Consider the following 20,101-nt stretch of genomic DNA (forward strand, 5'->3'; position numbering starts at 1 on the left):
AATTCTTTACGTTTAATTTAATAAAAAGAATGAACTGGGTAGTAATTACTCAATCACGCGTGGGACGAGATACAAACCGTCCTGTACAGCAGGTGCAACTGCTTGGTATTCCTCACGATGATTGCTTTCCGACACGACATCTTCACGTAAAGGCTGTGGGTGGTCGAAAGGGCTTTTCAGTGGTTCAACACCTTCAGTATCGATGCCTTTCAGCGTTTCCATCATGCCTAAAATTTTATTTAAACTTTGAGCATATTCAGCAGATTGCGTATCATTAAGAGATAACCTTGCGAGGTTGGCAATAGCTGAAACTGTTTCTGCATTTAAATCTGCAGAAGACTGTGCATCCGATGTAGACATAATATTACCTAATCAGTATTAAAAAAAATTCAAATTATCATGCGTTATGATAAGCGATTGACTTGTCCAAATCATCACATTTAGTTAAAGTGGCCACCTTGCGTCCATATAAAGTTTAACTGAGAACGTCCCCGTGATTCTAAAACGACTAATAGGCTTGTTTTCGCCAGATCTCGCTATTGATTTAGGTACTGCAAATACACTTATTTATGCGCCAGGACGAGGCATTATATTAAATGAACCGACGGTTGTAGCCATCCGTCACAGTGGTTCACATAAAATTGTTGCTGCCGTAGGTCTTGACGCGAAACAAATGCTTGGTCGTACCCCAGCAAATATTTCTGCAATCCGTCCGATGAAAGACGGCGTGATTGCGGATTTCGAAGTGACCGAAACCATGTTAAATCAGTTCATTGGTAAGGTACACGAAAAACGTTTATTCCCGCCAGCGCCACGCGTGGTGGTTTGCGTGCCATGTAAATCGACACTGGTTGAACGCCGTGCGATCCGTGAAGCAGTTTATAATGCGGGTGCACGTGAAGTACGTCTGATTGAAGAACCGATGGCTGCTGCAATTGGTGCAGGCATGCCGGTTGAGCAGGCATGTGGTTCGATGGTTGTCGATGTGGGCGGCGGTACAACTGAGATTGCAGTAATTTCATTGCAGGGCTGTGTATATGCAGACTCGCTGCGTATTGGCGGTGATGTATTTGATGAACAGATCATCAACTACGTACGTAAGGCACATGGTTGCGTGATCGGTGAAACCACAGCTGAAGTGATCAAAAAAGAAGTTGGCATGGCACTTCCAGATGAAGGTGCAAAACCGCTGGAAATTGAAGTTCGTGGCCGTAACTTGGCTGAAGGTGTGCCTCGCGCGATTGTGGTGAACTCGGATGAAGTCACTCAAGCGATCTCTGATCCACTACAAAACATCGTGTCTGCTGTGAAATCTGCATTGGAACAAACACCTCCTGAACTGTCTTCTGACATCGCTGAACGCGGGATCGTGTTGACCGGTGGTGGTGCATTGCTGCGTAACCTGGACAAGCTACTTGCTAAAGAAACAGGTCTGCCTGTTGTGGTTGCTGAAGATCCACTGTCTTGCGTGACTCGTGGTGGTGGTAAGGTACTCGAATTCTTCGACAATCCAAATCATGACATGTTATTTGTAGGCTAAGACAAGGATTCGGCGGGTGCAAGCACATCTGTTTTCTCGACAACCGCCATCTTTTCGCTCTTTTATCATTGCACTGATAACATGTCTGGTGGTGCTGTTCTTTGACTGGCGCATGCCACATGTTGTTCAACCTGCAAGGGATGTCTTGTACGCGGCCTATAATCCCATTTATGCCGTGGCCAGCTATCCGGTACTCTCGCGAGAATGGCTGAATCAACAAACCAAATCTGAAGCACAACTGCGTCGTGAAAATACCGCGATGCGGGCTGAGCTATTGCAGGCGCAAGTTCGCCTACAAAAAATTGCAGAGCTTTCTGCAGAAAATACCCGTTTGCGCGGTCTTTTAGATACTTCTCTGATTCTTGATGGACGTATGGAAATTGCTGAGGTGATTGGTACCGATGCTGATCCGCTACGCCATATCATCGTGATCAACCGTGGTTCCAATAACAAGCTGAAAGTCGGTCAGACCGTACTGGATGACATGGGGATTATGGGACAGATTATTGATGTCTATCCGCATAGTAGCCGGGTTATGCTGCTCTCTGATAAAGAACACTCCTTGTCGGTACGTCTGGAACATACTGGCATGCGTGCCATTGTCTCGGGAACCGGGGATCTGGGACGCCTGAAAATGGAATATGTACCGACCAGTGCCAACATCAAAGTCGGTGAAAAAGTCTATAGCTCGGGTTTGGGACAGCATTTCCCGGCAGGCTATCTGGTCGGCACCGTCTCTAAAGTACAACGTCATAATTCAGGTGAATTTGCCCAGATTGATGTGGTTCCGGCAGCGCAGCTGGCTGGTGGTCATCATGTAGTGGTGTTATTTTCCGATTCTTTAGCGATGGAGCAGCCACATGTCGATCGCTAAACTGAAACCAAGAACCCATCGGGATCCCTTGTTGCCGATCATGATTTCGGTAATTTTTGCCTCGGTTCTGGTGGTCTATCCTTTATCTTATTCGCTCTCTGGCTGGCGCCCGCAGTTTATGCTGATGATCATGCTGTTCTGGGTGTTGTGTCAGCCGACCTGGTGTGGAATCTGGTTTGCATTTGCTACCGGGATATTCATTGATTTACTGCTTGATGCGCCTTTAGGTCTAAATGCACTTAGCTTTATCATCATTGCTTTTGTGGCACGTTTCCTGACCCGTGAGCGCCGTATTCTGACCTTTGCTAATTTATGGGTAATTACGGCAATTGCGATTCTGGCACATTTGATGATTATCTTCTTTGCCCAGATTTCGACCGGCGTACAATTCTCATTTGCACGACATTGGATTCCCATGCTGACTAGTGTCATCATATGGCCAGTGCTTTATTACTTTTTGAGAAAATGGCGCATTTAATCCTCGCTTCCAGCTCACCCCGACGCCGTGAACTTTTGCAGCAACTCGGGCTGAACTTTGAGATCTGTAGCCCAGATGTAGACGAATCTGTACTGGAAAATGAGTCCATTGCAGCCTATGTCGAACGTCTGGCGCAAGTCAAAGCGGAAGCGGTGGCCAAGCTGTTCCCGGATGCCATTATTATTGCTGCGGATACCAGTTTAGGTGTGAATAATGAGATTTTGGGGAAACCTGAATCCAAACAGCATGCCTTTAAAATGTGGGAAAAAATTTCAGGGAGATGGCATGATGTGTATACTGGAGTGTGCGTCCGCACAAAAGAAGAAAAATACAGTATAGTAGTTCGTACACAGGTTGAATTTCAGCCACTAAATAGCCATGATATGGAAAGTTACTGGGCAACAGGTGAGCCGCTTGGGAAAGCAGGCGCCTATGCAATACAGGGAATTGCAGCGCGTTATATTCCAAGAATAGAAGGTAGTTATTCGAATGTAGTGGGCTTGCCACTATATGAAACAGTACAGTTATTGCAGACGGTTAAGGCACTAAATTAACTGCTGAAAAAGAATTCTTATAATGTTTTGAGTGTTGTTATGTCTGACGAGTTGTTGATTAACGTCACACCGATGGAATGTCGGGTGGCGTTGATTGAAAACGGCACGGTGAATGAACTGTTTGTCGAGCGTACGGCCAAGCGCGGATTGGTCGGGAATATCTATAAAGGGAAAGTGGTCCGGGTCTTGCCAGGCATGCAGGCCGCTTTTGTTGATATTGGCCTGTCCAGAACGGCATTTTTGCATATCAATGACATGGTCTGGCCACGTAACCAGCCAACGCCGAATGTATTCGAGCTGTTGCAGCCGGGTCTGATTCTCACCGTTCAGGTGATGAAAGACATGCTCGGCACCAAGGGCGCACGTCTATCTACTGATCTTTCTATTCCTTCACGTTATTTGGTCCTGATGCCATATGGCAATCATATTGGTGTATCGCAGCGGATTGAATCCGAAGATGAACGCAATCGTTTACGCTCGATCATTGAGCGTATTCAGGCAGAACACAAGCTGCCAGGTTCCGTGATTGTCCGTACTGCTGCGGATGGCATTGAAGAGGAAGCCATTGCTCAGGATATGGCTTACTTAGCTAAACTATGGGAATACATCCAGCGCAAACAAAAAGTCATCGCAGTGCCTTCATTAATTTTTGAAGAGCTGCCTTTGCCACAGCGTGTCATTCGTGACTTGGCCAATGAAGAAACCGAAAAGATCTATATCGATTCACGTGAAATTCACGGCAAGCTGAAAGAGTTTGTGGATGAGTTCGTGCCGAATATGAAAGACCGTTTGCTACATTATCCGGGCGAGCGACCAATTTTCGATTTGTACAATGTCGAAGAAGATCTGCAAAAGGCTCTACAAACCCGTGTAGCACTGAAGTCCGGTGGTTATCTGATGATTGACCAGACTGAAGCCATGACCACAATTGACGTCAATACCGGTTCTTATGTGGGCGGTCGCTCGCTGGAAGATACGGTGTTTAAAACCAATATGGAAGCCACACAGGTCATTGCACGTCAGCTACGTCTGCGTAATCTGGGCGGTATTATTATCATCGACTTCATTGACATGCAGGAAGCCCAACATCGTGAAGAAGTGATGAACCAGTTTATGAAAATGCTGGAACGTGATCATGCCAAAACCAAGATCACCCAGGTGTCTGAACTGGGGCTAGTAGAGATGACGCGTAAGCGTACCCGTGAGTCTTTGGAACACTTGTTATGCGAGTCCTGTCCGACCTGTCAGGGACGTGGATATGTGAAAACAGCAGAATCAGTGTGTTACGAAATCTTTCGGGAAATCCTGCGCTATGCTCGCGCTTATGAATCACAGAGTGGCTTTACTGTCGTTGCCCATCCAGCAGTGATTGATCGGCTGTTGACTGCAGAAGCCCCAGCTGTGGCGGATCTGGAACACTTTATTAATCGTGTAATTAAATTCCAGGTCGAAAACTTATATACGCAAGAGCAATACGATATCATTCTCAGCTGAAATTGTAACAGAATATCGTTAAACACTTGTTACATCTGAAATTTTACATCTCTACTGATATTTACAATACTAGAAACATCAAATTAGCCAAAGCCTTTCTCCCAGTTTTAGGCTTAGCAAAAGGAGTCTATGATGAGTATGAGTAAAGTCGTAATCAATAAAAGCTTGAAACACGTATTAGAACCAAAGGCTGTGCATGCAGGATATATTGTGGATGAACGCGGGAATGAAGTTCAGATTACAGCTTCTATGATTCGCTCTGTTTGCCATCAGTTATTAAAACAGTGTCGTACTATTAAAAGTTAATTAAACCAAAATAGATTGCAGTTATATGAATTTCATTCAAACTGTAAAAGGAATAAAATCAAGGGGCTTAAATTGCCCCTTTGTTTTTCAATAAATAATTGGCAAAAGTGCTCACACACTTTTTAGTAGTCCATTGCCAGATTTTATTCGTCCGCGGCTAACTGACCGCTTTCAACTTTGGGACGGGTTCACCATCCACAATCCGTTCGAAGCGCTGAATTTCTTCTTCAAGATGAGTCAACAGATTCTGCATTTTGGGTAGAGCATTACGGCAAGCGGTAAGACCTACTTCAAGCTTGTCCATATAACTGGTCATTGTGATATTCAGTGCTTGTCCATCCAGTACAATTGAAGCCGGATATAAGGCTTCCAAACGTGCGCCATTCCAATACAGAGGTTCCTGAGGACCAGGGACATTTGAAATGATCACGTTAAATGCCTGACGTTTTGGCATTAAGCCAGATGCAATATTGAATCCTGCAAGACCATAGACAAAGGCACTATAGTTCAAAATTTGATTGGCATTCATGCGCTTAAAGCGCTCTTTAGCACTGAGTACACTGCGACGTACCGTTTTTAAGCGTTCTAAAGGATCATCCTTATGCGTGCCGAGATTCGCCAGAATCATGGTAATACGGTTGGAAACATCGGAATCATCGCTACGTACGGAAGCCGGCACCATCGCAATCAATGGTTTTTTCGGCAAAGCATTTTGTGTGAGTAAATATTCGCGTAAGGCACCTGAACAGATCGCCAGCACAATATCATTAATGGTTACACCTAAAGCTTTGGAAATATGACGCAGACGTGAGAACTCAAAAGATTGGGCTGCGAAACGACGTGAGGTACTAACACGCTGATTTAATATCGAACTTGGCGCCTGAAAGCTGGATACATAATCCGGATTACGCCCCATATCTTTCAGTACGGTTTGCGATAATTCATAAGCCACTCGTGGTGTACATTCCAGCTGTCCTTTAATCGCCTGTAGCACATTCTTCATGCGGCTGACTTTCGGCGCTTTCAGACGTTTTGCTCGTGGGCCTTCTACACACCAAGGTGGCACAATACTTTTCGCATGTGGATCATGAGAAAGTGATTTTTCTACCAGACGCATGCCTGCAATACCATCTACCATCGCATGGTGAATCTTGAAGTACATGGCAAAACGGTTGCCTTCAATGCCTTCAATGCCTTCAATAATATGACAGGTCCAAAGCGGTTTAGCGCGGTCAATCAGTGCACTATGTTCTTGGGAAATATAAGTCAGCAGCTCGCGGATACGCCCAGGTTTCGGTAAGGCAATATGACGAAAATGATGATCTAAATCAAATTCTTCATCTTCATCCCAGAATAAACCGTTTAAATAGTTATTAAATGGAGGAATCGGTGAGGATTTGGAATTACGAATATCAGTCACCAGATCCTGGATAAAAGAGGCTGGTGCATTGTCAGGAATTTGAAACAAAAATAACCCGCCTACATGCATAGGCTGCTGCCGTTTCTCTAAAGACAAAAAAATAAAGTCAATCGGATGTAATGGACGCATAGCGTAGATTGCCTCACTGCATTTTCTTCAGCTGCTCATGTATAAGCAACCTTGTTAGAATTATTGGTATCACATTACAAAGTATAGCGATTTTGTCGCATAAAGGTACTGATTTTTCTGTAGCCGATTGGTTCACAAAAAAACCACCCGACGAACGGATGGTTTTTTAAGATTATTTTTTCAAGTTGCCGGCATGTAAGCCACATTCTTTATGGGTGGCTTCTTCCCACCACCAGCGACCTTCACGTTCATGCTGATTTGGTAGCACAGGACGGGTACAAGGTTCACAGCCAATGGAAATAAAACCTTTTTCATGTAGTGGATTGTATGGAATTTCCATCATACGGATATAATTCCACACATCCGCACTAGACCAGTTGGCAAGGGGATTATATTTAATCAGCTGTTTGCCTGGACCAGAAAAACCTTCATCAGATTGAACCACCGGAATGTCATTACGTGTTCCCGGGCTTTGGTCTTTACGCTGACCGGTAATCCAGCCATCTAAAGTTGCCAGTTTTTTGCGTAAAGGTTGCACCTTGCGGATTCCGCAACATTCCTGATGGCCGTCACGGTAGAAACTGAACAAACCTTTTTCAGTCGTCAGTTGTTGAATCGCATCTGTTTCCGGGAAACAGATTTCGATATCAATATTATAGTGCTGGCGAACTTTTTCAATAAATTGATAAGTCTCAGCATGCAGACGCCCTGTATCCAGGCTAAATACCCGGAAAGGTTTACCTAAATGCGATGCCATATCAATCAGTACAACATCTTCTGCACCAGAAAATGAAATTGCAATTTCGCCTTCCTGGTCGAGAGCAAGCGCTAAAATTTCACTTGGTGATTTATCTGCATATTCAGATGCGAGCGCATCTACCATAGCAATAGTGGGGATTTTGGTCATATGAGTCCTGGCGACATAGGCTTGGAAATGACGTGGCCTATATGAATTTATTTCAGATTTATTCTATTTTAATAGAAATGCCCAAAGCTACTTATCACTAAAAAATAAATACTTATGAAAAAAACAGATTTAAAAAAGAACAGTGCAAAATCTTTTTCTTCAGCTATGATAGGGCAAAATTTTTTCAATACAACTGAGGGGATGCTTCATGGAAGTCGTATGTCTAGATCTAGAGGGCGTTTTGGTTCCAGAAATCTGGATCAATTTTGCTAAAAAAACAGGTATTAAAGAGCTCGAAGCAACGACACGTGATATTCCTGACTACGATGTGTTGATGACTCAGCGTTTAAATATTCTAAAACAGCATGGCTTGGGCCTAAATGATATCCAAGCCGTGATTGCGGATATGGGGCCATTTCCTGGCGCGAAAGAGTTTGTAGAGTGGGTGAGCACACACTTCCAATTGATTATTCTTTCAGACACGTTCTATGAGTTTGCACACCCGTTGATGAAGCAGTTGGGTTGGCCAACCATTTTCTGCCATAAGCTAGAATCAGATGAAAATGGCATGATTACTGCGTATAAACTGCGTCAACCAGACCAAAAACGTCAAGCTGTTAAAGCCTTACACGGTTTAAATTTCCGCGTAATTGCTGCAGGCGATTCATATAACGATACAACGATGTTGGGTGAAGCGGACAAAGGTTTCTTGTTTGATGCACCTGAAAATGTGATTGCAGAATTCCCACAATTCCCTGCAATTCATGGTTATGCAGCATTAAAAGAAGCAATTCGGGGTGCTTCGGTACGTTATATTCCTGCTTAATCTGAAGCTGAATACAATAAAGGGCATCATTTGATGCCCTTTGTTTTTATGCGATATTAACAGTGCATTGATTTAGAAGCGGTAGCCGATTTTTAGACCATAACCCAAAGCATAGTTGTCTTCAAATTCACCAACGTCTGTTGTACCCGTACGTGCAGTGGCATCACCCAACCAGAAGTATTTTACGCCAGCTTGAATAAAATAGTTTTCTGCTGGGCTATATTGACCACCTAAGCCAACGCTCCAATAACCTTCTGTTGGACCTAAAGTGGTGACCGGGTTACCCGCACCAGAGTCATAACCTACAGAAGCAGAACCAGACCAATGACTATTAAACTTGCGACCCACGCCTACGGTTGCAGACCATTGATCATCTGAATAGTCAATAAGGTTATTGCCAGAAGCTGAATTTAAAAACTTTGGTGTGACCGCAAATTGATCCCAATGTACCCAACGGATATTGGCAAAAGCTAAAGTGTTGGCTGCAACACCTGTTTGAAAATCAATGTTTACTGATTGTGGGGTTATGGCATCAAGTTGTGATTCTACATTTAACATTGGCATTAACTTGTGTGTCTCTACCGATTTAGCTTTATGCTTGATTTCGGAGCGATAAGTTACTGATGTTTTAAGTGCGATTTCAGGGATTTGATAAGCAAAGCCTGCGAGCCAACCAAAAGCCTCTTCTTCATGTATTTTAATGTCATAGCCACTTAAAACTTTAGTTGGGTCTTTAGGTGATATATAGGCTTGACCACGTAGGGAGATATCTGCTTCAACAGTTTGCCAAACAGGACCTGCGTAGAAATTCCAGTTTTCTGTAGGTTGGTAACCAATTAAAGCTGAAAGATTGTGTGTTTCTACTTCTACTTGGGTTGCTTCACCATTCGCACCAAAAACTGGATTATTTGAAGGGTAGAGAGATTCGGCGCCAAATGGTTGGTCATATAAAAGACCTATAGAAATGTGTTCAGTTGCTTGTACTTTAATTGCAGCAGAAGGGAAATAATAATCTTCTGCCATATCGTTAACTTTCAATTGATTAGATTGAACTTTGGGATCTAAAATTGAAATACCTGCTTCTGCATAATTACCCAGTTGTAAAAATGCAGCAATAGACTGACCAGAACGGTCTAAACCAGCAGCAAGCGCAGGTGTAAGTGGGAGAGTACTAAGTAAAATAGCCGAATAAATTCTATTGAGCTTCATGGTCGTTCCCTGATGCTTTATGTAACAAAAAGTGCAGGAAAAGTAACACATTTGAAAAAAGAGTAAATGCTCAACTTCGCAGAATAAATGAACTGAATAAGTTATAAATAGCAGTTGATTAGAGTAAAAGAACTATTTTTAGGTCTTAAGTAAATGAATTTTATTAAATAATTTTTTTAGGGTGATGTTTGGGTAAATATGAGTTTAATTGCTTTAAGTTTGAACATTTGGTTAACACTTGTATAAAAACGAGTGGGTTTTAAGTGCAAAAAAGCCACCCCGAAGAGTGGCTCCTTTGAAAACTAAGGGATTAGAAGCGGTAACCAATTTTTAAGCCGTATGCCCATGCATCGTTGTCTTCAAATTCTGCAACTTGAGCATTTTGAGCATTGCCAGGAACAGAATATGAACCAGAATGTGCTGTAGCATCACCCAACATAAAGTATTTCACGCCACCTGCAATAAAGTAGTTTGGAGCAGGGCTAAATTGTAAACCTAAGCCTACGTTCCAGTAGCCTTCAGTAGGGCCAAATGTTGATACAGGGTTACCTGCACCTGTGTCGTAACCTACAGATACATTACCAGCCCATTGTTCACTGAATTTACGACCTACACCTACTGTTGCAGAAATTTGATCATCAGAATAGTCGAGTAAGTTAAAGCCTTTCGTGTAAGCACCACCAGTTAATGCTGTTGATGCAGCTTCTGCGCCTTTACCGAACGCGTATGGACGGATTGAAAAATCTTTCCAATTAACCCAGCGTACATTTGCGAATGCTACGGTATTAGCCATGATACCTGTTTGTAAATCTAAATTAATAGATTGAGGTGTGGTAATCTCAGTTTCGCCAAGACCATTGTTCATATTGATTACTGTACCTGGATTTGTTCCCAATGCAGCAATAGAGCTTTCGTCAACAGTTAACTCATGTTTAATTTCTGAGCGATATGTTACAGATGCTTTTAAAGCAATTTCTGGAATTTGGTATGCAAAACCTGCTAACCAACCAACTGCTGAGTCTTCACCAATATTTGCGTTGTAACCACCAAAATTATTTGTTCCACTGTAAGCGTAACCACGTAATTGGACATTACCTTTTACTGTTTGATAGACTCCACCACCATAGAAGTTCCAATTTTCAGTAGGTTGAAAACCTAGAATAACGCTAATATTTTGTGTATCTACTTCTGCTGATGTTGATTCATTTCCGTCATGGAATAAACCTGCGCCACCTAAAGCTGCTGAACCTGTGTCGCCAGTTGAATAAGTAACATCAGCGCCAAATGGTTGGTCGTAAATTAAACCAAAAGAAAAATTATCGTTTAATTGTAATTTTAGTGCTGCAGACGGGAAGTAGTAGTCACCTGCCATATCATCAACGCTGGTATTTTGTAGGCCTACTGCTGCTGGTGGAACTGCTGCTGAAGGCGTATAACCATTTTTTACTTTGCCAGAAACATTCGGATCTAAAACAGAAATACCTGCTTCAAAGTAGTTACCCGGTTGTAAGAATGCAGCCATAGATTGACCAGAACGATCCATACCTGCAGCAAAAGCACCTGTCATTGGTACAGTTGCTAAAATCATTGCTGTGCTTAGTGCTTTTAATTTCATTATACATTTCCCTTGAGGTACAAATTTGGGTATTTAAAACGTTTTTTCGGTATTAGCTTGGTATTGTTTTTGGAGTCATTCCTATGCCTTCAATGGCTGATTTGTTACTCCATGTGACAAAAATAACACAATATAAAAAAGAGTAAATGCTCTAGTTTGAATGAGTAGTTCAAAAAAACATCAAATTAGAGTAAAAATACTAATTGAAAAGTAATGTAAGGATATAAGTTTTTGAAATTTAAAAATTTAATTAGAAATAGAGAGATAGTAAAAAAAATGAAAAAAATATAGATTTATTGAATTATTGCTTAAATTTTTTGTTAATTAGTTCACATATTTGAAATATGTGCGCCCTGCGGGACTCGAACCCACGTCGGTCGCTTAGGAGGCAACTGCTCTATCCAGTTAAGCTAAGGGCGCAAAACGATCCCTAATCTACTCCAAAAAAGACGAAAAAAAAAGTTATTGCCGAAGCAATAACTTTAAAAAATAGTCAATTAAAACTTTTTAATTAATTTTTGGTCTTGAGCAGTTTAAACAGGATAAACATGATCACGACCCAAATCGGAAGCATGTATACAGATTCCTGGAAGCCCTGAGTCCACATAATGTAAAGAATAGTCGCAATAAAGCCTAATACAAGTATGTTACTTGCTGGAGACCAAAGTGCTGGAAATTTGGTTTTTTCCCCAACTTTTTTCATTGCCTGAATAAACTTGAAATGTGTCAGTGAAATCATTGCCCAGTTCAAGACCAAGGCACCTACCACCACATAGATCAGATGGCTTAAAGCATCTTCTGGTACAAAGTAGTTCAACAGTACGCAGCCAAAAATCAAAGCAGCAGAGAAGAGTACTGCAGGAATTGGCGTACCTTGTTTATTTACTTTCAGGAAGAGCTTCGGTGCATTGCCTTGTTTGGCCAGACCGTAAAGCATGCGGCTATTGGCATACATACCACTGTTATATACAGACAGTGCAGCAGTTAGAATAATGAAGTTTAGCAGGTGGGCTGCCCAGTCAATACCCAATTGGCTGAAGATCATCACAAACGGGCTTTTATCTAGACCACCCAGTTCCAGCTGGTTCCAAGGCACTAAAGACAACAGAATGGTCAACGCACCTACATAGAACACCAGAATACGGAATACAACCTGATTAATCGCTTTTGGAATAGTTTTTTCTGGATTTTCAGCTTCCGCTGCCGCCATCCCGATCAGTTCAATACCACCGAAGGCAAACATCAGGAAGGCCAGCATATAGAATAAGCCTTCAAAGCCATTCGGGAAGAAACCACCCGCAGTCCAAAGGTTGCTGAAAGAAGCACCTGAAGATGCATCAGCAGTCAGGATCAGATAGAGACCAAAGACAATCATGGAAATGACCGCAGTCACTTTTACAATGGATAGCCAGAATTCTGATTCACCGTAGAATTTTACATTGCCGAGATTGACTAGCGTAATTACGATGAAGAAAAACAGGACTGAGGTCCAAGCTGGAATATGAGGCCACCAGTAATTAATATATTTTGCAACGGCGGTGAGCTCGGTCATGGCTACCAGGATATATAAGATCCAGTAGTTCCAACCCGCAAGGAAACCAGGGAATTTACCCCAATATTTATAAGCAAAATGGCTGAATGAACCTGCTACAGGTTCATGAACAATCATCTCACCCAATTGACGCATGATTAAGAATGCAATTAAGCCACCAATGGCATAGCCAAGAATAATAGAAGGACCCGCAGATTGGATCACCTGTGCGGAACCTAAGAATAAGCCTGTGCCAATTGCACCGCCCATGGCGATCAACTGAATATGACGGTTCTTTAAGCCACGCTGAAGTTGTGAAGACTCGTTATTCAAAGTGTTCAGCCCGACAATGTAAGAAATAGGTATAAAGATTGTAATGGAACAAAGATAAGAAGCCTAGAGCACCCGTCTGGATGAAATATTATTATCGTATTTATAAAAAAAATTATAAAAATAAATAGAATAAAAGATATGTGAATCAATATATTAATTTTATTGAAAATGTAACTGATGAGTTTGCTGTTTTTTTTAACTCGACACAAATGCTGTTTTTTTATACTTAGGTCGGGCAAGGCAACTACTTGGCTTTAAACCGATTATACTCGTCTCACAAATATTCAATAATTTTGATCAGAATAAAGACAAGCCAGAGGAAAAAAGTATTCATGAGTTTCGCTGCCCAAATCAAAATCCCAGCCACTTATATGCGCGGAGGCACCAGTAAAGGGGTGTTCTTTAAACTGGACGATTTACCTGATGCTGCACAACAGGCAGGCCGGATTCGGGACCAGTTATTATTAAGAGTGATCGGCAGCCCGGATCCATATGGCAAGCAGATTGATGGGATGGGCGGTGCCAGTTCAAGTACCAGCAAAACTGTGATTTTGTCTAAAAGTCAGCAAGAAAATCATGAGGTAGATTATCTATTTGGTCAGGTATCGATTGATCGACCTTTTGTGGACTGGAGTGGTAATTGTGGCAATCTGACTGCAGCAGTTGGGGCATTTGCGATCTCCAATGGTCTAGTCGATCCTGCACGTATTCCTGAAAATGGGCTGTGTACGGTCCGAATCTGGCAGGCAAATATTCAGAAAACCATTATTGCCCATGTACCGATGCAGAATGGTCAGGTTCAGGAACTAGGCGATTTTGAACTGGATGGCGTAACTTTTCCTGCAGCCGAAGTGCAGATTGAGTTTTTGGATCCAGCCGATGATGATGCCGAGGGCGGTTCAATGTTTCCGACTGGAAATTTAACCGATACGCTGGAAGTACCGAATATTGGCAGCTTTGAAGTGACGATGATTAATGCCGGGATCCCGACAGTTTTTTTAAAAGCAGAAGACCTGGGCTATAACGGTACCGAGTTACAGGACCATATCAACAATGATGCAGCTGCCTTGGTGAAGTTTGAAACCATCCGAGCTTATGCTGCTCAACAGATGGGTCTGATTCAGGACATTAGTGAAGCTGTTACACGTCAGCATACGCCAAAGATCGCTTTTGTGGCTCCGCCAAAGACTTATACCTCCTCTAGTGGTAAGGAAGTCACTGAAGCAGATAGCGATATTCTGGTCCGTGCCTTATCGATGGGTAAATTGCATCATGCCATGATGGGGACAGCGGCTGTAGCGATTGGGACAGCGGCAGCAATTCCGGGAACCTTGGTCAATCGTGTTGCAGGTGGCGGAGAGCGTGAATCAGTTCGCTTTGGTCATCCTTCAGGTACCTTAAGAGTGGGTGCGCAAGCAGTGCAGGAAAACGGGGAATGGAAAGTGAAAAAAGCCATTATGAGTCGTAGTGCTCGTGTGCTAATGGAAGGTTGGGTGCGTGTCCCTGAAGATGTTCTCTCTTAAAATTATTCCTTGAGAAAATTAGCCTAAGTAAAACCATCAGTTCTATGGTGGTTTTTTTATTAGAGAAGATATCTCTGATTTGATTATTTTCAGTCACAATACAGAATTATGAGACAACATTTGGATTTAAGACTGAAAATTCAAAGCAATTCTAGGTACAATGCCTGATAACAGACAGGCACTTATAAACTGTCATTTTATTATTCTGGCTACGTATTCGAGGCGAATGTGTCATCTATCACTGACGTATCAACCCATGCACTAACTCAAGCACAACAACGGATTCAACACGATTTAATGACTGCTTTGGAAGCCTTTTCCATTCCGGAACCGTTAAAGTCGGCAGTACATCATGCCGTAATGCTAGGAGGAAAGCGGGTACGTCCAGCACTCTGTTATGCCACTGCCGCGTTAAAACCAAATCAGAATAGTGCTGCGGTACGCCGTGCTGCAGTTGCGATCGAATTTATTCATTGCTATTCGCTAGCACATGATGATCTGCCATGTATGGACAATGACTTGTTACGTCGTGGTCAGCCAACCTGTCATGCTGCTTTTGGTGAGGATACGGCTCTTCTGGCGGGTGATATTTTGCAATCTATGGCGTTTGAAATTCTGGGTAGCCGTCTGTTTGATCAGGGGCCTGCAGTAGAGCCAGCGATTGTCTTGAAGCAAATGCAGATTCTGGCTACTGCTTCCTCGAAAATGGTCAATGGTCAGGTACTGGATTTACAAGCCGAAGGCAAAAAAATTGATCGGGAAGCATTGGAAACCATTCACCGTAATAAAACCGGTGCTCTGATCAGTGCAGCGATTATGATGGCAGCGGTAACCATCTTTGAAGGGACTGATCTGGCCATTCCAAAACTGCGTGAATTCGGGCAAGCGATTGGTCTAGCTTTCCAGGTACAGGACGATATTTTGGATATTATTTCTGATACAGAAGTGCTGGGTAAAACGGCGGGCAAGGATGAACAAGTGGAGAAGTCAACTTATCCTGCATTGATGGGTTTAGAGCAAGCCCAAGACTATGCACAGCAGTTACATGATCAGGCGATGACTGCACTGAATCATTTTGAAGGGCAAGCCGATGACCTGATGCAGATTACCCAGTTCCTGCTGACACGTAAAAGCTGATTTGAATAAACTAATCTTCCTGAAATCAGCTGAAAACGAGCATAAAAAAGAGGACTTAAAGTCCTCTTTTTCTTTTATATTAAATTATTTGCTTTCATTATACAGACGTTCTGCCTGTTCAAAGCGTGTTGTAATTTCAGCTGTTGGTGCTTTGCCGAGTAGACTCACAACTACAATCGCAATCCATGAACAGATAAAGCCTGGAATAATTTCATAGATACCGGCTGGGATAAAACCAAGACCTGTTCCACCAATAGTATTTTTCCACAGAATCACCATACATGCACCAACGATCATACCTGCCAAAGCACCATTCAAGGTCATACGTTTCCAGAACAGAGACAGAATAATCAATGGACCAAAAGCAGCCCCAAAACCAGCCCAGGCATACGCTACCAGCCCCAGCACTTTAGATTCAGGATTACCAGCCATCCAGATCGCCAGTAAAGCAATGAGAAGCACCATCAAACGACCGACCCAAACCAGCTCTTTTTGTGAGGCATTTTTACGCAGGAAGGATTTATAAAAGTCTTCAGTCAGGGTACTTGAACACACCAGTAACTGACAACTCAATGTACTCATCACAGCAGCGAGAATGGCTGCAAGAACCACGCCAGCAATCCATGGATTAAACAGGATTTTAGTCAGTTCCATAAATACGGTTTCAGGATTGGTATTCACCACAGTAGCGAGTTCCGGATGTTGCTGAAAGTAGGCAATACCAAAGAAACCTGCAGCTACTGCGCCACCTAGACAAAGTGTCATCCAGGTCATCCCGATACGGCGTGCATTCGGAATCGACTTCACTGAATCGGCGGCCATAAAACGTACTAAAATATGCGGCTGACCAAAATAACCCAAACCCCATGCCATTAAGGACAGGATTGCGATGGTACTTAGATCACCGACCAGGTTCATGGCCTGTGGGCGTGCGGCTTCCAAAGCGAGCGTAACTTGTGACATATCTGAAAAAGTCAGAATGGTTACGATTGGCGTAAGGAGCAGGGCAAAGATCATCAGGGTTGCCTGAATAGTATCCGTCCAGCTGACTGCCAGAAAGCCGCCAATAAACACATAACTGATGGTTGCAATCGCACTGATCCAGAGCGCTGTACTATAAGACATGTCGAACATGCTTTCGAACAGACGCGCCCCTGCCACCATGCCTGAAGCACAATAAATTGCAAAGAAAATCAGAATGACAAATGCAGAAACCACACGCAGTACTTTTTTCTGATCGTTAAAACGGTTCGAGAAATAGTCCGGTAGGGTCAGGGCATTGTGCTGGACTTCGGTATGAACCCGTAAACGGCCCGCAACTAGCAGCCAGTTCAGCCATGCACCGATAATCAGACCAATCGCAATCCACATTTCAGACAGGCCTGAAAGATAAATTGCGCCCGGCAAGCCCATCAGCAGCCAGCCACTCATGTCGGAAGCCCCTGCAGAAAGTGCAGTTACGAAACTACCTAAACGTCGGCCCCCTAAGATGTAATCAGAAAAGTTGTTTGTCGCACGGTATGCCATCAGGCCAATCACGACCATGCCGACAATATAAAAAAGAAAGGTAATTAAGGTTGGATTTAGGGAGCTCATACGGTATCCATTTTTAAGTTGGACAGTAGATCGAAACAAGGATTGTGACAGATGCGAAAGACTTTAATCCGAAAGCCAAGCAACATCGAATCCAGAGGATTTCAAAAATAAACGCGAAATTTAACCATAAATTCACAATCTTTGCTGAGATTTTCTTATTTTGAAAGAAAATAGGCAACCAATTGGCTGCCTATTGTGAAGTATCTCTGAAATTTAGTGACGTCCCATCACACCGCGAATGGTATTCAGCACATCGGCAGGCAAGACCACAGTCTTGGCATTTGGAGACTTGGCCATATCCTGCATGGCTTTGACATATTGTTCACCCAACAGATAGGCCACAGGAATTTCCTTATCGCCAATAGCCTGACTCACCATATCAATTGCACGCTGTGAAGATTCTGCCAGTACGACTTGCGCTTCTGCATCACGACGTGAGGCTTCCAGACGACCATCAGCTTCCAGAATGGCGGCCTGTTTTTCACCGTCTGCTTTAGTGACAGTTGCACGACGTTGACGCTCTGCCGCTGCCTGTTCTTCCATCGCCGTCTGCATAGTTACAGAAGGTTTAATGTCCTGAATTTCAACCGTCTTTAAGGTGATACCCCAGTCTGAAATATCATCAGAAATGCTGGACTTTAAACGCGCCTTGATATGATCACGTGAAGATAAAGCATCATCCAGATCCATTTCACCCACGATTGAACGTAGCGAAGTTTGTACCAGGTTCTGAATTGCCCATGAGTAGTTCTCAATCCCGTATACCGCTTTTTCTGGAGTTGTCAGGTTGATATAAGCTACCGCATTCATCAGCAAGACGGCGTTATCACGGGTAATTACTTCCTGCGAAGGAATATCCAGAACAATATCTTTGGTGGTGACTTTATAAGCCACTTCATCTACATAAGGAATGACAAAATTCAGGCCAGGATTGAGTGTGGTGTGATATTTACCCAGACGTTGCACGATCCATTTATAGCCTTGTGGAACAATCCGTACACCTTTAAAAATGGTAATCGCAACAAAGGCCAAGAACGCAATAACAATGATAGTGCCAGCAGACATAATTTATTCACCTTTTTCGTTTTGATATTGAGTGCTGTGGGGCTGTACAACCAGGTCATTTCCCAGAATATCGACAACACGGACACGATCTCCAACCTGAACTTTATCCAGAGCGCGACAATCCCATTCATCCGAGCCTAAAACAGGCAGCGGAAAACGGACCCGGATCTGATCCTGTTCAAGATCGGTCTGGATCACCATGCCAATTTGGCCAATAGTGGCTTCGCGCGACAGGCCGGCTTTGGTCTTGTCGATAGAAAGCGGCTTGATAAACTTGAACCAGAGCAAGGTACAAAGAACAGACAGGATGATCCAGGTCAGGATCTGGGTGGTCAGTCCCATCATCGGGAACATCCAGTACAGAATGCCAACCATAATGGCACCAATCCCGAACCAGAGGGCAGCAAAAGCGGGCAGTAGTAATTCTGAAAGAATAAGAAGTATTCCCAATACAAACCAGTGCCAAGGTTCAAGAACTAATTCCATATCGTGACCTATAGTGCTAAGTATTTAATTAATCATCATCTTTATATGATTTAATTCCAATGTAGCAGATGCGGCAGCAGATGAATATAAAAAAGTTCTGATTAAAATTTTGCCGGTCGTGCAGGCTTGAATGCAGCCGGAGATTGCCTAAAATCACTGATGGCTTTTTCAATTGAACGGATTTTTAGTTGCGCGGCTTTTTCACCTTCGAGAATAGTTTCATTGCTGGCTTTTAAATCCAGCGTACCGATATGACCTACTTTAGGCTGGATTACGATATTGGCTTGGTTGAGTTCTTCATTGATACTTTGCTGACCCATAATATTAATCGTCTGGTCCAGTACGCCCCACATGTTGAGCGCTTTATTGCTGTCCGGACGTGCGGAAATATCCACGGCAATAACAATATCAGCTCCCATATCCTTAGCAGTTTTTACCGGAATCGGGCTAACCAGACCTCCATCGACATATTTTGTACCGCCAATTACAGCGGGTACAAAGACATTCGGAATACTGCAAGAGGCACGAACAGCTTGTCCGGCATTGCCTTTGATAAAGTCAGCTTTACGGCCATTACCCAGGCGGGTTGCCACCGCTGCGAAGCGAATCGGGAACTGTTCAATTGGTTTATTCGCCACATTTTTATTGACGAAATCCTGCAGTTTCTGTCCGGCAATAATTCCTTGGCGGTTCAGGGTTAAATCACGAATATCGGATTCTTTAAAGTTCAAGGCGATTTGCTGCAACTGAAAGGGAGATTTGCCGCTGGCATATAGACTGCCTACGAAACTCCCGGCACTGGTTCCAGTAACAATCTTCGGTTTGATGCCATGCGATTCGAGGACTTTAAGTACCCCGATATGGGCAAAGCCTTTGGCACCGCCACCACCGAGAGCAATAGCTACCACAGGTTCACGAGCCTGAAGAGGAGTAGAGGGTGCTGGGGTTTTAGTAGCTTTATCACATGCTGCAAGGCTTAAGCCCAAGCAGCCAATCAGAGCATAACGGGCTAATTTCATTATAAAAAACTGGCGATTAAATCAACAAAATTCAGGCTATCACATCAAAAAAAGCCAGT

Annotated in this window: 19 protein-coding genes and 1 tRNA gene; 9 read left to right on the plus strand and 11 right to left on the minus strand. The window is 43.2% G+C overall.

Features of this window, described 5'->3' with window-relative positions; genetic code table 11:
- Positions 1-45: 45 nt before the first annotated feature.
- The gene (gene gatC / locus ACWM1W_RS03865; RefSeq protein WP_214001467.1) at positions 46-360 is read right to left on the minus strand and encodes an Asp-tRNA(Asn)/Glu-tRNA(Gln) amidotransferase subunit GatC; all 315 of its coding nucleotides are present in this window, start codon (positions 358-360) and stop codon (positions 46-48) included.
- A gap of 133 nt (positions 361-493) precedes the next feature.
- Between gatC and ACWM1W_RS03870 the strand changes: the two genes are divergently transcribed.
- The 6 genes from ACWM1W_RS03870 (at position 494) to ACWM1W_RS03895 (ending at position 5,246) form a co-directional block, all read left to right on the plus strand.
- Complete coding sequence (locus tag ACWM1W_RS03870; RefSeq protein WP_005234480.1) at positions 494-1,540, plus strand: rod shape-determining protein; 1,047 nt, start codon at positions 494-496, stop codon at positions 1,538-1,540.
- 16 nt (positions 1,541-1,556) lie between these two features.
- The gene (gene mreC, locus ACWM1W_RS03875) at positions 1,557-2,414 is read left to right on the plus strand and encodes a rod shape-determining protein MreC (RefSeq protein ID WP_214001466.1); all 858 of its coding nucleotides are present in this window, start codon (positions 1,557-1,559) and stop codon (positions 2,412-2,414) included.
- Positions 2,401-2,892 (plus strand): rod shape-determining protein MreD, encoded by a 492-nt coding sequence (gene mreD / locus ACWM1W_RS03880; RefSeq protein ID WP_005234482.1) that lies wholly within the window; start codon positions 2,401-2,403, stop codon positions 2,890-2,892. The genes mreC and mreD overlap by 14 nt, the downstream gene beginning before the upstream one ends.
- The gene (locus ACWM1W_RS03885; protein WP_034170447.1) at positions 2,880-3,446 is read left to right on the plus strand and encodes a Maf family nucleotide pyrophosphatase; all 567 of its coding nucleotides are present in this window, start codon (positions 2,880-2,882) and stop codon (positions 3,444-3,446) included. The genes mreD and ACWM1W_RS03885 overlap by 13 nt, the downstream gene beginning before the upstream one ends.
- 39 nt (positions 3,447-3,485) lie before the next feature.
- Positions 3,486-4,940 carry a ribonuclease G gene (gene rng, locus ACWM1W_RS03890; RefSeq protein ID WP_175966990.1) on the plus strand — a complete coding sequence of 485 codons (1,455 nt, stop codon included), beginning with the start codon at positions 3,486-3,488 and terminating at the stop codon, positions 4,938-4,940.
- A 132-nt stretch (positions 4,941-5,072) separates the two neighbouring features.
- Positions 5,073-5,246, plus strand: coding sequence for a PA1571 family protein (locus ACWM1W_RS03895; RefSeq protein WP_004783090.1), 174 nt, complete (start codon positions 5,073-5,075; stop codon positions 5,244-5,246).
- A gap of 157 nt (positions 5,247-5,403) precedes the next feature.
- Here ACWM1W_RS03895 and ACWM1W_RS03900 read toward each other — a convergent pair whose 3' ends face one another.
- Both ACWM1W_RS03900 and ACWM1W_RS03905 read right to left on the minus strand, forming a co-directional pair.
- Positions 5,404-6,795, minus strand: coding sequence for a WS/DGAT/MGAT family O-acyltransferase (locus ACWM1W_RS03900; protein WP_375725782.1), 1,392 nt, complete (start codon positions 6,793-6,795; stop codon positions 5,404-5,406).
- A 172-nt stretch (positions 6,796-6,967) separates the two neighbouring features.
- Positions 6,968-7,702 carry a phosphoadenylyl-sulfate reductase gene (locus ACWM1W_RS03905; protein ID WP_333617080.1) on the minus strand — a complete coding sequence of 245 codons (735 nt, stop codon included), beginning with the start codon at positions 7,700-7,702 and terminating at the stop codon, positions 6,968-6,970.
- A gap of 208 nt (positions 7,703-7,910) precedes the next feature.
- Here ACWM1W_RS03905 and thrH point away from each other — a divergent pair, with 208 nt between their 5' ends.
- Positions 7,911-8,528 carry a bifunctional phosphoserine phosphatase/homoserine phosphotransferase ThrH gene (gene thrH / locus ACWM1W_RS03910; RefSeq protein ID WP_461603303.1) on the plus strand — a complete coding sequence of 206 codons (618 nt, stop codon included), beginning with the start codon at positions 7,911-7,913 and terminating at the stop codon, positions 8,526-8,528.
- Between the two features lie 72 nt (positions 8,529-8,600).
- Here thrH and ACWM1W_RS03915 read toward each other — a convergent pair whose 3' ends face one another.
- From ACWM1W_RS03915 to ACWM1W_RS03930, 4 genes are all read right to left on the minus strand, one after another.
- Positions 8,601-9,737: an OmpP1/FadL family transporter gene (locus ACWM1W_RS03915; protein WP_111810535.1), complete on the minus strand. Its 1,137-nt coding sequence runs from the start codon at positions 9,735-9,737 to the stop codon at positions 8,601-8,603.
- Between the two features lie 310 nt (positions 9,738-10,047).
- A complete protein-coding gene (locus tag ACWM1W_RS03920) occupies positions 10,048-11,352 on the minus strand; it encodes an OmpP1/FadL family transporter (protein ID WP_008305644.1) in 1,305 nt (434 codons plus the stop codon).
- A gap of 347 nt (positions 11,353-11,699) precedes the next feature.
- Positions 11,700-11,772 (minus strand) — tRNA-Arg (locus ACWM1W_RS03925).
- A gap of 91 nt (positions 11,773-11,863) precedes the next feature.
- A complete protein-coding gene (locus ACWM1W_RS03930; protein ID WP_461603304.1) occupies positions 11,864-13,216 on the minus strand; it encodes an amino acid permease in 1,353 nt (450 codons plus the stop codon).
- 332 nt (positions 13,217-13,548) lie between these two features.
- Here ACWM1W_RS03930 and prpF point away from each other — a divergent pair, with 332 nt between their 5' ends.
- Together prpF and ACWM1W_RS03940 are read left to right on the plus strand one after the other, a co-directional pair.
- The gene (prpF, locus tag ACWM1W_RS03935; protein WP_214001462.1) at positions 13,549-14,739 is read left to right on the plus strand and encodes a 2-methylaconitate cis-trans isomerase PrpF; all 1,191 of its coding nucleotides are present in this window, start codon (positions 13,549-13,551) and stop codon (positions 14,737-14,739) included.
- Between the two features lie 228 nt (positions 14,740-14,967).
- The gene (locus ACWM1W_RS03940) at positions 14,968-15,876 is read left to right on the plus strand and encodes a polyprenyl synthetase family protein (RefSeq protein ID WP_214001461.1); all 909 of its coding nucleotides are present in this window, start codon (positions 14,968-14,970) and stop codon (positions 15,874-15,876) included.
- An 84-nt stretch (positions 15,877-15,960) separates the two neighbouring features.
- Here ACWM1W_RS03940 and putP read toward each other — a convergent pair whose 3' ends face one another.
- The 4 genes from putP to ACWM1W_RS03960 form a co-directional block, all read right to left on the minus strand.
- Entirely contained in the window at positions 15,961-17,472 is a 1,512-nt protein-coding gene (gene putP, locus ACWM1W_RS03945) for a sodium/proline symporter PutP (RefSeq protein ID WP_214001460.1), read from the minus strand.
- Positions 17,473-17,685: 213 nt separating this feature from the next.
- A complete protein-coding gene (locus ACWM1W_RS03950) occupies positions 17,686-18,537 on the minus strand; it encodes an SPFH domain-containing protein (protein WP_005234507.1) in 852 nt (283 codons plus the stop codon).
- Positions 18,538-18,540: 3 nt separating this feature from the next.
- Positions 18,541-19,023 (minus strand): NfeD family protein, encoded by a 483-nt coding sequence (locus ACWM1W_RS03955; RefSeq protein ID WP_004783073.1) that lies wholly within the window; start codon positions 19,021-19,023, stop codon positions 18,541-18,543.
- Positions 19,024-19,124: 101 nt separating this feature from the next.
- Positions 19,125-20,042 (minus strand): patatin-like phospholipase family protein, encoded by a 918-nt coding sequence (locus tag ACWM1W_RS03960; protein WP_208462518.1) that lies wholly within the window; start codon positions 20,040-20,042, stop codon positions 19,125-19,127.
- Positions 20,043-20,101: the final 59 nt, after the last annotated feature.

The organism is Acinetobacter sp. TW_SC_4, from assembly GCF_054861205.1.

What these genes read in the sequence shown, in the direction of transcription:
- mreD (WP_005234482.1), top strand. Translation starts at nt 2,401, where the DNA reads ATGTCGATCGCTAAACTGAAACCAAGAACCCATCGGGATCCCTTGTTG.
- gatC (WP_214001467.1), bottom strand. Translation starts at nt 360, where the DNA reads ATGTCTACATCGGATGCACAGTCTTCTGCAGATTTAAATGCAGAAACA.
- ACWM1W_RS03915 (WP_111810535.1), bottom strand. Translation starts at nt 9,737, where the DNA reads ATGAAGCTCAATAGAATTTATTCGGCTATTTTACTTAGTACTCTCCCA.
- ACWM1W_RS03950 (WP_005234507.1), bottom strand. Translation starts at nt 18,537, where the DNA reads ATGTCTGCTGGCACTATCATTGTTATTGCGTTCTTGGCCTTTGTTGCG.
- rng (WP_175966990.1), top strand. Translation starts at nt 3,486, where the DNA reads ATGTCTGACGAGTTGTTGATTAACGTCACACCGATGGAATGTCGGGTG.
- putP (WP_214001460.1), bottom strand. Translation starts at nt 17,472, where the DNA reads ATGAGCTCCCTAAATCCAACCTTAATTACCTTTCTTTTTTATATTGTC.
- ACWM1W_RS03920 (WP_008305644.1), bottom strand. Translation starts at nt 11,352, where the DNA reads ATGAAATTAAAAGCACTAAGCACAGCAATGATTTTAGCAACTGTACCA.
- ACWM1W_RS03955 (WP_004783073.1), bottom strand. Translation starts at nt 19,023, where the DNA reads ATGGAATTAGTTCTTGAACCTTGGCACTGGTTTGTATTGGGAATACTT.
- ACWM1W_RS03900 (WP_375725782.1), bottom strand. Translation starts at nt 6,795, where the DNA reads ATGCGTCCATTACATCCGATTGACTTTATTTTTTTGTCTTTAGAGAAA.
- thrH (WP_461603303.1), top strand. Translation starts at nt 7,911, where the DNA reads ATGGAAGTCGTATGTCTAGATCTAGAGGGCGTTTTGGTTCCAGAAATC.
- ACWM1W_RS03885 (WP_034170447.1), top strand. Translation starts at nt 2,880, where the DNA reads ATGGCGCATTTAATCCTCGCTTCCAGCTCACCCCGACGCCGTGAACTT.
- ACWM1W_RS03960 (WP_208462518.1), bottom strand. Translation starts at nt 20,042, where the DNA reads ATGAAATTAGCCCGTTATGCTCTGATTGGCTGCTTGGGCTTAAGCCTT.
- ACWM1W_RS03895 (WP_004783090.1), top strand. Translation starts at nt 5,073, where the DNA reads ATGAGTATGAGTAAAGTCGTAATCAATAAAAGCTTGAAACACGTATTA.
- ACWM1W_RS03905 (WP_333617080.1), bottom strand. Translation starts at nt 7,702, where the DNA reads ATGACCAAAATCCCCACTATTGCTATGGTAGATGCGCTCGCATCTGAA.
- prpF (WP_214001462.1), top strand. Translation starts at nt 13,549, where the DNA reads ATGAGTTTCGCTGCCCAAATCAAAATCCCAGCCACTTATATGCGCGGA.